13 protein-coding genes and 1 tRNA gene are annotated in these 14,906 nt (G+C 72.1%); 12 read left to right on the forward strand and 2 right to left on the reverse strand.

Annotated features, from left to right (window positions below):
• Positions 1-49 precede the first annotated feature (49 nt).
• The 6 genes from ACWD68_RS18890 (at position 50) to ACWD68_RS18915 (ending at position 6,292) form a co-directional block, all read left to right on the forward strand.
• The gene (locus ACWD68_RS18890; RefSeq protein ID WP_451807549.1) at positions 50-1,090 is read left to right on the forward strand and encodes a ComEC/Rec2 family competence protein; all 1,041 of its coding nucleotides are present in this window, start codon (positions 50-52) and stop codon (positions 1,088-1,090) included.
• A gap of 64 nt (positions 1,091-1,154) precedes the next feature.
• The gene (locus ACWD68_RS18895) at positions 1,155-2,018 is read left to right on the forward strand and encodes an intradiol ring-cleavage dioxygenase (protein WP_451807550.1); all 864 of its coding nucleotides are present in this window, start codon (positions 1,155-1,157) and stop codon (positions 2,016-2,018) included.
• The gene (locus ACWD68_RS18900; RefSeq protein ID WP_451807551.1) at positions 2,015-3,109 is read left to right on the forward strand and encodes a maleylacetate reductase; all 1,095 of its coding nucleotides are present in this window, start codon (positions 2,015-2,017) and stop codon (positions 3,107-3,109) included. Before ACWD68_RS18895 ends, ACWD68_RS18900 begins: the two co-directional genes overlap by 4 nt.
• A 39-nt stretch (positions 3,110-3,148) precedes the next feature.
• Positions 3,149-3,511, forward strand: a complete 363-nt coding sequence (locus tag ACWD68_RS18905; RefSeq protein ID WP_451807552.1) for a helix-turn-helix domain-containing protein — start codon at positions 3,149-3,151, stop codon at positions 3,509-3,511.
• A 309-nt stretch (positions 3,512-3,820) separates the two neighbouring features.
• Positions 3,821-5,254, forward strand: a complete 1,434-nt coding sequence (locus tag ACWD68_RS18910; protein ID WP_451807586.1) for a hypothetical protein — start codon at positions 3,821-3,823, stop codon at positions 5,252-5,254.
• 270 nt (positions 5,255-5,524) lie between these two features.
• Positions 5,525-6,292: an NPP1 family protein gene (locus ACWD68_RS18915; protein ID WP_451807553.1), complete on the forward strand. Its 768-nt coding sequence runs from the start codon at positions 5,525-5,527 to the stop codon at positions 6,290-6,292.
• Positions 6,293-6,440: 148 nt separating this feature from the next.
• On the opposite strand, the gene ACWD68_RS18920 is transcribed toward ACWD68_RS18915, so the two are convergent.
• On the reverse strand, positions 6,441-7,328 hold the full coding sequence (locus tag ACWD68_RS18920) for an SDR family NAD(P)-dependent oxidoreductase (protein WP_451807554.1): 888 nt from the start codon (positions 7,326-7,328) through the stop codon (positions 6,441-6,443).
• A 71-nt stretch (positions 7,329-7,399) separates the two neighbouring features.
• Between ACWD68_RS18920 and ACWD68_RS18925 the strand changes: the two genes are divergently transcribed.
• Positions 7,400-8,323: a LysR family transcriptional regulator gene (locus ACWD68_RS18925; protein WP_451807555.1), complete on the forward strand. Its 924-nt coding sequence runs from the start codon at positions 7,400-7,402 to the stop codon at positions 8,321-8,323.
• Between the two features lie 195 nt (positions 8,324-8,518).
• Positions 8,519-8,592 (forward strand) — tRNA-Pro (locus ACWD68_RS18930).
• Positions 8,593-8,709: 117 nt separating this feature from the next.
• Here ACWD68_RS18930 and ACWD68_RS18935 read toward each other — a convergent pair.
• A complete protein-coding gene (locus ACWD68_RS18935; protein WP_451807556.1) occupies positions 8,710-10,458 on the reverse strand; it encodes an FAD-dependent oxidoreductase in 1,749 nt (582 codons plus the stop codon).
• Between the two features lie 235 nt (positions 10,459-10,693).
• On the opposite strand from ACWD68_RS18935, the gene ACWD68_RS18940 reads away from it, so the two are divergent.
• The 4 genes from ACWD68_RS18940 (at position 10,694) to ACWD68_RS18955 (ending at position 14,893) form a co-directional block, all read left to right on the forward strand.
• Positions 10,694-11,818 carry a SchA/CurD-like domain-containing protein gene (locus ACWD68_RS18940; RefSeq protein ID WP_451807557.1) on the forward strand — a complete coding sequence of 375 codons (1,125 nt, stop codon included), beginning with the start codon at positions 10,694-10,696 and terminating at the stop codon, positions 11,816-11,818.
• Positions 11,819-11,886: 68 nt separating this feature from the next.
• Positions 11,887-12,369 (forward strand): cupin domain-containing protein, encoded by a 483-nt coding sequence (locus tag ACWD68_RS18945; RefSeq protein WP_266764154.1) that lies wholly within the window; start codon positions 11,887-11,889, stop codon positions 12,367-12,369.
• A complete protein-coding gene (locus tag ACWD68_RS18950) occupies positions 12,366-13,634 on the forward strand; it encodes a beta-ketoacyl-[acyl-carrier-protein] synthase family protein (protein WP_451807558.1) in 1,269 nt (422 codons plus the stop codon). Before ACWD68_RS18945 ends, ACWD68_RS18950 begins: the two co-directional genes overlap by 4 nt.
• Complete coding sequence (locus ACWD68_RS18955) at positions 13,631-14,893, forward strand: ketosynthase chain-length factor (protein ID WP_451807559.1); 1,263 nt, start codon at positions 13,631-13,633, stop codon at positions 14,891-14,893. The genes ACWD68_RS18950 and ACWD68_RS18955 overlap by 4 nt, the downstream gene beginning before the upstream one ends.
• The last annotated feature ends 13 nt before the right edge of the window (positions 14,894-14,906 follow it).

Here is a 14,906-nt window from a genome sequence, read left to right on the forward strand (position 1 = left end):
GGGCCCCGCCGGTGGGGGCGACAAGGACCCGTTCGCCTGGGAGGCCGAGATGATCAGATTCACGATGATGCCCGGTGAGGACGGCGACTGCCTGCTCCTGGAGTACGGCGACGACACCTTCGTACGCCGCATCCTGGTCGACGGCGGCCGCTCGGGAACCTATCCGCTCATCAAGCCCACGCTCGCCGGACTCGACGGACTGGTCGACCTCCTCGTGGTCACCCATGTCGACCAGGACCACATCCTCGGCGTGCTCGCCCTGCTGGACGACCCCGACCGGCCGGTGGAGTTCGGGGACGTGTGGTTCAACGGCTTCGACCACCTTCTCGACGCCGAGGGGTTCGGCGCGGTCGACGGGGAGAAGCTCACCAGCGCCCTGCTGGCCCAGAAGATCCCCTGGAACGACGCGTTCGGCGGGCGCGGCGTCGAGGTCGGACGGGAGCTCGCCTGGTTCGACGACGGTTCCACGATGACGGTGCTCTCACCCGATCGGGGGCAACTGGAGCGGCTGGCCCCCGTATGGAGCGCGGAATGCGCGAAGAACGGGCTGGTCCCGGGCCGGGACCCCGACGAACTCGCGCCGGTGGAGGGCTTCGAGCACTTCGGCGCCCCGAACGTCGAGCAGCTCGCCGCGGCACCTTTCAAGCCGGACACCTCGAAGACGAACCTCACCAGCATCGGCCTGCTCTTCGAGTTCGAGGACCGGCGCATCGTGCTCACCGGCGACGCGGACGACCGCCGGCTGGTCGCCTCGCTGCGGGCGCCGGCCGAGGCGGCGGGCGGACGGCTCCACCTGGACGTCCTCAAGGTCGCCCACCACGGCAGCGACCACAACCTCTCGAACGATCTGCTCAACCTGATCGACTGCGACCGCTATCTGATCTCCACCAGCGGCGCACGGCACGACCACCCCAACGAGATCGCCGTCGCCCGCATCCTGGAACACGGCGGCGACGGGAAGGACATCGTCTTCAACTACCGTGACCGGGCGGCGATGTGGGACGTCGCCGGGCTCAGGAACCGGTTCGCCTACACGGTGACGGCCCCGGAGCCCGACGCGGCGGACGGGTTCGTCAGCCTCGAACTGTGAGCCCTGGCACCCTCGTAGCCTGATACACGCCCGGCAGGACGACCGGCGGGACCACGGGAGCGGCATGGCCACGGAATGCAGCACGGACATCACCGAAGCGGTCGTCGACAGCTTCGCGGGCACGACCGACCCGAGACTGCGCGAGCTGCTCGGCGCGCTCACCCGCCACCTCCACGCCTTCGCCCGCGAGACGCGGCCGACGACGGGGGAGTGGGAGCGCGCCGTCGACTTCCTGACGGCGACCGGCCGGATGTGCACGGACACCCGGCAGGAGTTCATCCTCCTGTCGGACGTGCTCGGCGTCTCCATGCTGGTGGAGGCCCTGAACGGTCACCGTGACCCGGGCGCGACGGAGCCGACGGTCCTCGGCCCGTTCCACATGACGGCGTCGCCCGCGCGGGAACTCGGCGCGACCATCGACCTGGTGGGCACCGGCGAGCCGTGCGTCGTCAGCGGCCGGGTGCTGTCCCGGGACGGCACACCGCTGCCCGGCGCGGTCCTCGACGTGTGGCAGGCGGACGGCGAGGGCTTCTACGACGTCCAGCGGCCGGACGCCCAGCCGCCCGGCAACGGACGCGGGCTCTTCACGGCGGACGCCGAGGGCCGGTTCCGGTTCCGTACCTGTGTCCCGAGCCCGTACCCGATCCCCACCGACGGCCCGGTCGGCGCCCTGCTCCGGGCGACCGGCCGCCACCCCTACCGCCCCGCCCACATCCACTTCATCGCCTCGGCCGAGGGGCACGCCCCCGTCACCACGCACATCTTCGTGGCGGGCAGCCCGTATCTCGGCTCCGACGCCGTCTTCGCCGTCAGGAAGAGCCTCGTCCAGGACTTCGCCGAGACCGACGATCCGTCTCTGGCACGGGAGTTCGGCGTCACGAACCCCTTCCGGCACGCCCGCTTCGAACTCGTACTGGAGCCGGCATGACCACCCCACCGAGCGCTCCGCTCGACTTCTCCTACGAGACCCGGCCCGCCCGGATCGTCTTCCGGCCCGGCGCCTCGGTCACCGCGACACCGGGGGAGGCCGCGCGGCTCGGGCTGCACCGGGTCCTCGTGGTGTGCGGGAGCCGGGGCGCGGAGGCCGCGCGGTCGGTGGCGGACGCGCTCGGCGACAGCTGCGTCGGCCTGCACTCCGGCGCTCGTATGCACGTACCCGTGGAGGTCGCCGACCGGGCGGTCGAGGTGGCGCGCGCGGCGGGCGCCGACGGCTGCGTCGCCGTGGGCGGCGGCTCCGCGATCGGCCTCGGCAAAGCGATCGCGTTGCGCACCGGCCTGCCGCTGATCGCCGTGCCGTCCACCTACTCCGGCTCCGAGATGACGTCCGTGTGGGGTCTGACCGAGCGCGGGGTCAAGCGCACCGGCCGCGACTCCTCCGTACAGCCGCGCTGTGTCGTCTACGACCCCGAGCTCACCCTCGGCCTCCCGGTCCCGCTGTCGGTGACCAGCGGCGTCAACGCGCTGGCGCACGCTGTCGAATCGCTGTACGCCCCCGACGCCTCCCCGCTGGTCTCCCTGATGGCGGAGGAGGGCGTACGGGCGATGGCCGGCGCGCTGCCCGAGGTGGCCGCGGCTCCCGGCGATCCGGAGGCGCGCGGCCGGGCCCTCTACGGCGCCTGGCTCTGCGGCGCCTGCCTCGGGGCGACGACCATGGGCCTGCACCACAAGCTGTGCCATGTCCTCGGCGGCACCTTCGGCCTGCCGCACGCCGAGACGCACACCGTGGTGCTCCCGTACGTCCTCGCCTACAACGCGGCCGCAGCGCCGCGGGCGATCGCCGTCCTGTCCCGGGCCCTGGGCGCCGACGACGTCCCCCGTGCGCTGCGCGAGCTCGCGGGAGGCCTCGGAGCTCCCCGCACCCTGGCCGAACTCGGCTTGAAGGAAGCCGACTTGACTCCGGCGGCGACGCAGGCCGCCGCGGAGTCCTATCCCAACCCCCGCGAGGTCACAGCGAACGGCGTCCTGGGGTTGCTGACGGCGGCGTACGAGGGATGGGAGCCGCGGAGCGAGGTCTCCTAGTGCAGTACCGCAGCCGCGCAGCGGGAGGAGTTGGAGCCGTTGGCGAACTCCCGGACCGCCGCCTTCGGTTGGGTCCAACGGGCCCAGGCGATGCCGGCGGCCGCGAGAGGGCGCCCGAACGCGGTGATCGCCCGACGTCTGGGCCAGCACGTGAACACCGTGCGCCACCGGCGCAATCGGTTCGACGCCGAGGGCCTGGCCGCGCCGAGTGACCGGCCGCGGCCACTAGGGCGTCCCCGGTTCACCCCGGAGGACCGGTTGAAGGTGATCGCGGCGGCGACCGCGGTCCCGCCGGGCACGGATACCGCCTGGTTCCACACGAATTCGTCACGGCCTACGACGAGCACAACGCCAAGCCCGTACCGATGGACCTACGACGGCACCCCACTCAAAGCCGCGTGACCCCCGCAGGATCAGCGCGGCGCTGCACCGAGGGCGGCGGGGGCCGGTCCCGTCGCAGCCACGAGACGGCCGCCCGGGCTCGTCGGTCGGCCCGAAGTGGTCTTCGCTGACGGAGCATCATGTGCCTTGCGGTACAGGTCAGTTGAACGGTTGACGACTCTTCGGGCCGGTCCGGGTGGGCGTGGCGCACATCACCCCGGCGGGCGTCGAAACGTGACGCGGGACTTCACGGGTTCATGACACGCTCACCTCTGGTTACCCATCGGTAATCCAAGCCATCCCCCACCCCCCTCAGGACTGAACTTGCGTATCCGCAAGCGGCCCTCGCGGGCCGTCGTGCCCGCGCTCGCCGCATCCGCCCTCTTCCTCGCCGCCGGCTGCTCCGCGAGTCCCGCGGAGCCGTCCTCCCGGGCCGACCGTGCCCGGCCCGCCGCGGCCTCCGCCTCCGCCACCACGGACGCCGGGCAACCGCTCGCCGTCGCCGCCGCCCCCGAGGCCACCTCGACCGCCGTGGCCCGTCCGGGCTCGTCGGACGGCCGGGCCCACCGGGCCGCGCTCAAGGTCGCGTCGTACGACAGCAAGACCCGACGTGCCGTCATATCGCCCATCGACAAGGGTGGTTCGGGTGGGAGGGTGACGCAGTCGCCGTCCCCGTCCGCCGGGGGCACGGCGAAGCCGCGCGGCACCGCCGTGGGAGACGTCATCGCCAGCGCTCCCGCGCCCGGCGCCCCCGACGGCCTCCTCGCCAAGGTGACCTCGGTGATCGGCGAGCGCGGCGAAGGCACCGAGGTGCAGACCGCGCCGACGACCCTGGACGCGCTGCTCGGCGACGACGACGCCAAGGGCTCCGTCCCCGTGGACCCGGCGTCCTTCGACATCGAGAAACTGCTGCCGGACGTGAAGGTCTCCTGGGCGAAGGCCGGAGACGTCCACGTCGGCCCCGAGGGCGCGAAGGTCCCGCTCGGCAGCCTGCGGATCGATGTCGGCGCGAAGGTGGCCACGGCCGCCGGGGCACCGGCGTCGGCATCCGCGTCCGTGTCCGGGTACGTACAGGTCGCGCCCGACGTCGACTTCTCCTACGGCGGTGACGCGGCCGGCTCGGGGCCCGGTGCCGCGTACCTGGGCGTCTCCGGCGACTGGGACGCGCAGTGGACGGTGAAGGGGCGCGCCGCCGCCTCCGCGCAGCCCCAGCGGGTGGCGTTCGCGAAACTGCACGCCGACCCCGTGCTCCAGGTCGGCCCGATTCCCGTCGTGGTGAACCTCGATCTGACCTGCTACTTCCAGATCGCCGCCGACGGAACCGTCAGCGTCGACGTCGAACAGCGTCTGAAGGGCGACTTCAAGGCCGGTGGCACGTTCGGCGCCGCCCAAGGGTGGACGCCGGTCGACGAGTCGCACATGACGAGCAGTCCGGTGCACACCTCCGTCAGCGCGGCGGGGCGGCTGAAGGCGGCCCTCGGCGCGGAAGCCACTGTCGGCCTCTACGGCGCCGTCGGTGTCACCGCCGACCTGGCGCCGTATCTGCGTGGCGAGGCCGCGGGCTCGGCCGATGCCACGACCACGACCGGGTCCACGGCGAAGGCGGACGGCGCCGCGACAGGCGCCTGGGCCCTCTACGGCGGTGTCGACCTGACCGGCACCCTGCGGATGCAGCTGTCCATCTTCGGGACGCCCGTCTTCCAACGAGCCATCCCCTTGGGCACGTTGCACCGAGAGTGGAAGCTGGCCGACGGCCGCGTGTAGCTCCGGCGCAACCTGTGCCCGACGGTCTCGTGCCGGTCCGGCGCACCTGTGTCCGACGGCAACCGGACCGCCGGGCACAGGAGTCGGGCCCCGAAAGGGGTCGTTGTCTCCCAACTGGCCCTTCTGTCCTCCCTATTGGCGGATCTTTCATCGCTCGGACACCCGCGACCTCTGGTGTTTTTCCCGCCCGCCCGGAAGGCTGATCTGGGCATGCCAAGACGACCGCCTGGTCTGCCCCGCCCCCACGTCGCGGTCGATCTGGAGGAAGCAGTGAAAAGAAGCTCGCGGATCCGCAGGGTCTCGGTGATCCTCGGCAGCGCCGTCGCGCTGGTCGTCGCCTTCCCGGGCAGCGCCCTCGCCGACCCGCCGAAGGCCCTGCCCGCGAACGCGGACGGACTGGAGCAGACGTTCCAGCCGGCCTTCGACTACGACACCGACGGCTGTTATCCGACGCCCGCCATCGGCCCCGACGGCACCGTCAACGGCGGCCTCAAGCCCTCCGGGGCCCTGAACGGCCAGTGCCGCGACTCCTGGGACCTCGACAACACCAACGGGTACTCCCGCGAGAAGTGCAACAACGGCTGGTGCGCCATCATGTACGGCCTCTACATGGAGAAGGACCAGGCCGTCGCCGGCAGCGGCCTCGGCGGGCACCGCAACGACTGGGAGCACGTCGTGGTGTGGGTCCAGGACAACGAGGCCAAGTACGTGTCCACTTCGGCCCACGGCAACTTCAACATCTACGGCCGGGACCAGATCCGCTGGGACGGTACGCACCCCAAGGTCGTCTACCACAAGGACGGCATCCGCACGCACTGCTTCCGGCCCGCGAACACGAATGACGAGCCGCCGGAGAACCACCACCACACCTGGCAGTTCCCCACCCTGGTCGGCTGGAACGGCTACCCCGCCGGGCTGCGCGACAAGCTGAGCGCGTACGACTTCGGCAGCGCCCACTTCGGGCTCAAGGACGGCAACTTCAATGCCCACCTGGTGAAGGCCAAGCCGGCCGGCATCGCCTTCGACCCCAACGCCTGACCCAGGGCCCGGTGGTGGGTGACGTGCCCGGCGTCACCCACCACCGGCCGGCGCCGTGACAGACGCGATCGGTGCCGTGCCGGGCGTCGCGGGACGGACGGGACTTCGCGGTCACGCCCTGGGAGTGGCTGGGCGCCGCTGGGAGCCGCTAGGCGCCGAGAAGCCGTTCCTGGTGTCGCGGCGGCCGGCCCGCGTGCCACGGCACCACCTCCCCGAACCGCACGAGTTCGCCGTACAGCGCCGGATCGACTTTCTCCCGCAGCACCAGATCGAGCACATCGACCGCGGCCGCCGCCGGGGTCCGGGCCTGGCTGAAGTCAGCGAACCACGGCCGTGACAGCGGTGTGTCCACGAGCCCCGGGCAGACCGCCGCGACCAGGGTGCCGCGGGCCAGGTCGGCGTCCCGGCGCTCGGCCGCGACCGCCCGTACGGCGGCGACCTGGGCGACCTTGGACGGCACGTTGATCCACTGGGGCCAGCCGAGTTCCTGCTCGGTGCCCGCGCGCACGGCGGCCCGCCAGGACGCGACCGCGGCCGCCACCTCGTCGAACGAGGCGCCGTCGAAGAGCGGGTGGAGCCGGGCGTCGAGATGGCCCAGCGTGCCCAGCGAACTGGCCACCACGATCAGCCGCCCACCGGGACGCAGCACCGGGCCGAACGAGCGCAGCATCGCGTGCGCGCCCCCGTTCGCGACATCGATGAACGCGTCGGCCTGCTCGGCCTGCGACCGGTCCGGCGTCAGCATGGCACTCGCGTTGGACACCGCGACGTCCACCCCGCCGTGCCGCGCGCCGAGTTCGGCCGCCAGCTCCGCCACGGCCCCCGCGTCGGTGACGTCGAGGACGCGGCCCTCGACCCTGCTGGTGGTGTCGGCGGACCCGGTGACCCGGACGACGGCGTCGGCGACCCGGTGGGTGTCGCGCCCCGTGAGCAGGACCAGGTCGTCGCGGTCCAGCCGGGCGGCGAGCCCTTGGACGAGCGCGAAGCCGAGCCCCTGATTGGCGCCGGTGACGAGAGCGATGCGTGCGACGGTCATGCCCACCACGCTAGGAACGCCTCGGGCATGCGTCCAACGAAACCTGCTCACATCTGGTATGCGTCATCCTCATGGACTTCTCCGACGTCTCGCTGGTCGCTCTGCGCGTCTTCCGTGAGGTGGCCGAACGCGGCACGCTCACCGCGGCGGCGGGAGCGCTCGGCTATACGCAGTCCGCGGTGTCCCGGCAGATCGCCTCGCTCGAACGGGCCGCGCGGGCCCAGCTGTTGGAGCGGCGCAGGGACGGCGTGCGGTTGACCGCGGCCGGGCACGTCGTGCTGCGCCGGGCGGTGACGGTGCTCGACCAGATCGACGCGACCGCACGGGAACTCGCCGGGCTGCCCGCCGAGGCCGGGACCGTCCGCCTCGGCTGGTTCGCCAGCGCGGGCGCCGTCCTGCTGCCCCGTGCCGTCGCCGCACTGCGCCGCAGCCACCCGGCGATCACCGTCAGCACCCGTGAGGGCAGCACCCCCGCGCTGGTGCGCGCGCTGCGGGCCGGAACCCTGGACCTGGCCCTGCTCGCCTCGGCGCCGCCGTTCCGGCCCTTCGACAGCGAGTCGCCCCCACTGACGGTGCGGACGCTCGGCGAACGCAGTCTGCGGCTCGCGGTGCCCGCGACCCACCCGCTCGCCGCCGGTGACTCGGTCGACGTCGCCGACCTTCGGGGACAGCGCTGGATCGCCGGTTCCTCCGTCGGCGACGAGAGGCTGATGGGCGTCTGGCCGGGACTGGACGGGCGTCCTGTGATCGCCCACACCGCCCGTGACTGGCTGGCCAAACTGCACCTGGTGGCCGAGGGCTGCGGCCTGACCACGGTTCCCGCCTCGCTGGCTCCCGCCGCGCCGGCCGGCGTACGGATCCTGTCCGTGCGCGGCGGCCCCGAGGAGCGGCGCCGCATCGTCCTCGCCCGCCTTCCGCGCCCCTTGCCGGAACCGGCCGCCCGGCTGTCCGACGCCCTCCGGGCGGCGGCGGCCGACCTGAGCGAGCCGGACTGACGGCGACACCTCGGGCTCGGACGGCATCCCCGGCCGCGCTCGGACGACGTCTCCTCCCATGCCCGGACGGTGCCCCTCCCACGCCAGGACGGCGACCCTTCTGCGCTGGGACGATGACAATGCGTGCGCGCCCCTCCACCGACGTGCGGTAGGGTTTGGATGCGCGATCACGCGGGGAACCGCGAGGAGACGCATCGGGACGTGGCGCAGCTTGGTAGCGCACTTGACTGGGGGTCAAGGGGTCGCAGGTTCAAATCCTGTCGTCCCGACTGATGAAGTCGTGGCCGGAGGCCGTATCGGAATTCCGATACGGCCTCCGGCTGTTTTCCGTGCTCCTCGGGGGACGGCGGCCGGGTGATGTCCTCACCCGGCCCGGAACGGGCAGGTCAGGCCAGGTCCAGTAGGGAGACGAGGGCCTCCCGCAGGGTCGTCCGGGGATCCTTGACCGGCCCCTCGGACCGCCAGGCGACGAATCCGTCGGGGCGTACCAGCACCGCACCGTCCGCGGTGACGCCGTGGTTCTGCGCCCAGTCCGCGTCAGCCGCGGGGACGAGGTCCGCCTCGGGCCCCGTGCCGATCCGGTGGGATTCGAGCGGGATGGACAACTGCCGGGCCAGGTCCCTCGCCGCGGCGTCCCACCCACCGGCGCCGTCCGCCGCGCTCAGCAGCACCATGGACCGCTCGTACAGGTCGAGGGTGGAGATCCGGGCACCGGCGCGGGTCAGCCACATGTGCGGCGCCCGGCTTCCGGGCTCACCCGTCAGCCGTACCCCCTCGGGCACGACCGGACCGGCCGGATCGGCACCCAGGACCGCGCCCCGCGGGTAGCGGTAGGCGAGCGCCACATTGAGGATCCCGCCCTTCCTGCCGCCGGGGCCACTTTGACCGCCGGGGCCGCTGCTCTGACCGCCGGGGCCGCCCTGACCACCGGGGCCCTGACCACCGGGGCCGCCCTGACCGCCCTGACCGCCGGCTTCGGGACCCGGGGTGTACCCGGGGTGGCTGTGCTCGACCGAACGCGACGAGGCCCGGGCGCTCGTCGCCTCGGCCACCGGCCGGCGCTCGGCGTCGTAGGACTCCAGCAGTCCCGGACCGGCCCAGCCGTCCAGCACGGCGGACAGTTTCCAGGCGAGGTTGTGCGCGTCCTGGATACCGGTGTTGGACCCGAACGCCCCGGTGGGGGACATCTCGTGGGCCGAGTCTCCGGCCAGGAACACCCGTTCCCGCGCGTACCGTTCGGCGACCCGCTCGGCGGCGTGCCAGGCGGCCCTGCCGGTGATCTCCACATCCAGATCGGGTACGCCGATGGCCCGCCGGATGTGTTCCACACAGCGCTCGTCGGTGAACTCCTCCAGGGTTTCGCCGTGTTCGGGATGCCAGGGAGCGTGGAAGACCCAGTGCTCCTTGTTGTCGACCGGAAGAAGAGCCCCGTCGGCCTCCGGGTCGGTCAGGTAGCAGACGATGAACCGCCGGTCACCGACGACGTCCGCGAGGGCGTGGGAGGTGAACGTGAGGCTCACGTTGTGGAACAGGTCGCCCGGCCCGGTCTGCCCGATGCGCAGCGCGTCGCGGATGGGGCTGCGCGGACCGTCCGCCGCGACGAGGTATTCCGCGCGGATCGTGCTGTGCTCGCCGGTCTCCCGGCTCTTGACCTTCGCGGTCACTCCCTCGGCGTCCTGCTCGAACGACATCAGCTCGGTGGAGAACCGCAGGTCGCCGCCCAGCTCCCGGGCGGTCTCCAGCAGCACCGGTTCCAGGTCGTTCTGGCTGCACAGGCACCAGGCGCCCGGGCTGAAGCGGGCGAGTCCGTTGCCGGGGTCGATCTCCTTGAACAGCCACTCGCCGGCATCGCCCACCAGGGTCGGCGTCTGCAGGATGCCGTGGTTGTCCGCGAGGACCGACGCGGCCTCCTCGATGCGCCGCTGGACCCCGGCCGCCCGGAAGACCTCCATGGTGCGCACGTTGTTCCCGCGACCCCGCGGATGGATCGAGGTGCCCGCGTGGCGCTCCACGAGGATGTGCGGCACGCCGAGCCGCCCCAGGAACAGCGAGGTGGACAGGCCCACCAGAGAGCCGCCGGCGATGAGGACGGGCGTGTGGTGACCGATCTCGCCGGCCTCTTCGAATCGGTTCATTGATTGCCTCCAGCGTCGGCTGCGACGCGAGTGAGGGAAGGGGATGCAGGTTCCATGCCCCTTGTGGACCGGTTCGCGCGCCAGGGGCACCCGGATGGCGCACGGTTCACTCGTCCGACCCGTGGGACTCGCGCACTGCCCACCTCGCGTCAACGATCAGCTCATGGCGGCCCCGGCGTTTCGGATACCGCGGTCGTTCCTGACTTTCCGCGACAAAAAGGAGAGGTGTGCCGGAATGACTCCTTCGGGACGTATCTCGCAGTCGGCGTTCGACGGCTCCAAGCTTCGGGTGATCCTGCTGCTCGACCTGTACGAAGGCGCTCAGCAGCAGTTCCTCGACGCGTACGAACTCATGCGCAACCAGGTCGCCTCGGTCCCCGGTCACATCAGTGACCAGCTGTGCCAGTCGATCGAGAACCCCTCGCAGTGGCTCATCACCAGCGAGTGGGAGAGTGCCCCGCCCTTCCTCGCCTGGGTGAACAGCGAGGAGCACGTCGAAACAGTCCGGCCGATGCACAGCTGCGTCCGGGACACCCGGTCGATGCGCTACAGCATCCTCCGCGAGACGAGCCCCGCCGAACCGCTCACCCCGGGGTCGGCCAAGGCGCCCAAGCAGGTCGAGGCCCGTGTCGGCAACGGTGTGGCACGCCACGCCCTCACCTTCACCGTCAAGCCCGGATCCGAGTCGAAGGTCGCCGAGATCCTCGCCGGGTACCAGTCGCCCCAGGCCCAGGTCGACGACACCACCCGGCTGCGCCGCACCTCGCTGTTCATGCACGGCAACCGCGTCGTGCGGGCCGTTGAGGTGGAGGGCGACCTCCTCGCGGCACTGCGCCACGTCTCGCGCCAGCCCGAGGTACGCGCGGTCGAGGAGGCCATCAACCCCTACCTGGAGCAGGACCGGGACCTGAGCGACCCCGACTCGGCACGGGTGTTCTTCACCCGGGCGGCGCTCCCGGCCGTGCACCACGTGGTCTCCGGCCGCAAGGAGCCCGCGAAGGTGCGGCGGCACGCGCTGTACTACCCGGCCCGGCCGGGCTGCGGCATGGAACTCGCCCGGCTGCTGGCCCACCAGGACGAGGCCGCGGCCGGCGACAAGAACAGCCCGGTCTACAGCAGCACCGTCTTCCAGCGCGACGACATCGTGGTGCGGCTCGTCGACATCGTGGGCGAGCTCGACCTCGACCCCGTCGCCTCCCTCGGCCTCAAGGGCGCCAAGAAGGCCGCCGAGCTGGAGCGCCTCCTCGACGGTGCCGCGATCGGTGTCGAGGGCTCGCTGGGGACGGAACGCAACATCAACCGCCTCCTGTCGCACGCCGACATGCTGCCCATCACCGACCGCAGCTCGGCGGACTCCTGACGGACCGCCGCAGCCCGCGTCCCCGGACGTCCCATCCGACGTCCTCGCCCCACCCGGAGGTATCAAGCATGATCAAGCACCATCCACGCATCGTGGACCTGAGCGAGACGGAACCCAACCGCAGGCGCGGAGGCGACATCCGGGCCCTGCTCACGCCCGCCACGGCGGGGTCCACCAGCGGCTTCATGGGCCTGGCCATCATCCAGCCCGGCGAGCGCATCGGTGAGCACTACCACCCGTACTCCGAGGAGTTCGTGTACGTGGTCAGCGGCGCCCTCGAAGTGGACCTGGACGGTGAGGCGTTCGCGCTCCGGCCCGACCAGGGCCTGTTGATCCCGATCGACATGCGGCACCGCTTCCGCAACGTCGGCGACGAGGAAGCCCGCATGGTCTTCCACCTGGGCCCGCTCGCCCCGCGTCCGAGCCTCGGCCACGTCGACACGGAGGCGACCGACGCCGCCGCGCCCGGCCACGAGGTCGTCATCGGCGGCCCGGACCTGTCCGCGCCGGACCACGGACAGCCGTCCGAGCGAAGTGGGGCCATACAGTGACCCGGCGGGTGGCCGTCACCGGCATCGGTGTGGTCGCTCCGGGCGGCACCGGAACGAAGGCGTTCTGGGACCTCCTCGCAGGCGGCCGAACCGCGACCCGCGGCATCACGCTGTTCGATCCGGCGGGACTGCGCTCCCGCATAGCCGCCGAATGCGACTTCGACCCGCTCGACCACGGACTCGACCCGGAGCTGATCCGGGACGCCGACCGCTACATCCAGTTCGCGGTGGTCGCCGCCGGGGAAGCCGTCCGTGACTCGGGACTCGACGCCGGCGGCCAGGACCCCTGGCGCGTCGCCGTCTCCCTGGGCAGCGCCGTCGGCGGCACCACCCGCCTGGAGCAGGACTACGTCAAGGTCAGCGAAGGCGGCCGGCGGTGGGACGTGGACCACCGCGCGGCCGAACCGCGACTGCACCTGGCGTTCGCGCCCAGCACACTCGCCTCGGTCGTCGCCGAGCAGTTCGGGGCCCAGGGGCCCGTGCAGACCGTCTCCACCGGCTGCACCTCCGGACTCGACGCGGTCGGATACGCCTTCCACACCATTGAGGAAGGCCGGGCCGACGTCTGCATCACCGGGGCGTCCGACTCGCCGATATCCCCGATCACCATGGCCTGCTTCGACGCCATCAAGGCCACGTCGCCCAACAACGACGACCCCGAGCACGCCTCCCGGCCCTTCGACGCCAACCGCAACGGTTTCGTCATGGGCGAGGGCGCGGCGGTGCTGGTCCTGGAGGAGTACGAGCACGCCAGGGCCCGCGGCGCGCACATCTACTGCGAGATCGGCGGCTACGCCACCTACGGCAACGCCTATCACATGACAGGTCTGACCAGCGAGGGCCTCGAGATGTCCCGGGCGATCGACAGCACGCTCGACCAGGCCCGCCTCGACCCGACGCTGATCGACTACGTCAACGCGCACGGCTCGGGCACCCGGCAGAACGACCGGCACGAGACCGCCGCGGTCAAGCTGTCCCTGGGCGAGCACGCCTACAACACGCCCATGAGCTCCATCAAATCCATGGTGGGCCACTCGCTGGGCGCGATCGGCGCGATCGAGGTCGTCGCCTGCGTCCTCGCCCTGAAGCACCAGGTGGTGCCGCCCACGGCGAACTACGAAACCCCCGACCCCGAGTGCGACCTGGACTACGTGCCGCGCACCGCACGCCCGCGGAAGCTCAGGAATGTGCTCTCCGTCGGCAGCGGGTTCGGCGGATTCCAGTCAGCGGTGCTTCTGACCGGGCCGGGTGGGAGGACACGATGAGTACTCAGCGCCCCCGGCGCGCGGTCGTCACCGGCATCGGTGTCATCGCGCCCAACGGATTGCGTGCGGACGCGTACTGGAAGTCGGTCAGGGAAGGCCTCGGCGTTCTGGACCGGATCACCCGCGAGGGCTGCGAGCATCTGCCGCTGCGCGTCGCGGGTGAGGTCCGGGCCTTCGACGCCGCGGACCTCATCGAGGAACGGTTCCTCGTCCAGACCGACCGGTTCAGCCACTTCGCGATGGCGGCTACCGTCCTGGCCCTCGACGACGCGGGCCTCGGCGCGGTCGACCCCGAGGAGGCGTACGACGTCGGCGTGGTCACCGCCGCCGGGTCCGGCGGCGGCGAGTTCGGCCAGCGGGAACTGCAGAAGCTGTGGGGACAGGGTTCCCGGTTCGTCGGCCCGTACCAGTCCATCGCCTGGTTCTACGCCGCCAGCACCGGCCAGATCTCCATCCGCGGCGGCTTCAAGGGGCCGTGCGGAGTGGTCGCGAGCGACGAGGCGGGCGGACTGGACGCCATCGCGCACGCCGCCCGCGGCGTACGGCGCGGCACCGGCGCGATGGTCGTCGGAGCCGCCGAGGCACCCCTGGCCCCGTACTCGATGGTCTGCCAGCTCGCCTACCCCGAGCTCAGCACCGTCGAGGACCCCGATCGCGCCTACCGCCCCTTCACCAAGGGAGCCTGCGGCTTCGTGCCCGCGGAAGGCGGCGCCATGCTCGTCGTGGAGGACGAGGGGCGTGCGCGCGAGCGGGGAGCGGCCGTCCGGGCCGTCGTGGCCGGACACGGGGCCACGTTCACCGGCGCCTCGCAGTGGGAGCGGTCCCGGGAGGGACTCGCGCACGCCATCCGGGGCGCCCTCGCCGAGGCGGAGTGCGCCCCGGAGGAGATCGACGTCGTCTTCGCCGACGCCCTGGGCGTCCCGGCGGCGGACCGCGCCGAAGCCCTGGCCATCGCCGACGCCCTGGGGGCACACGGAACCCGCGTACCCGTCACGGCACCCAAGACGGGAATCGGACGGGCCTACTGCGGGGCACCCCTGCTGGACACCGCGGCCGCGGTGCTCGCGATGGAGCACGGCCAGATCCCGCCCACCCCGAACGTGTTCGACATCTGCCACGACCTCGACCTGGTCACGTCGAACGCCCGCCCCGCCGAGCTGCGCACGGCTCTGATCCTCAGCAGGGGACTCATGGGTTCCAACGCCGCGCTGGTCGTGCGCCGCGGCGGCGACTCCGCCCGGGAGCCCGGGCGCAAGTGAGGAGAACACACAC

The sequence above is a fragment of the Streptomyces sp. NPDC005141 genome (genome assembly GCF_053599975.1).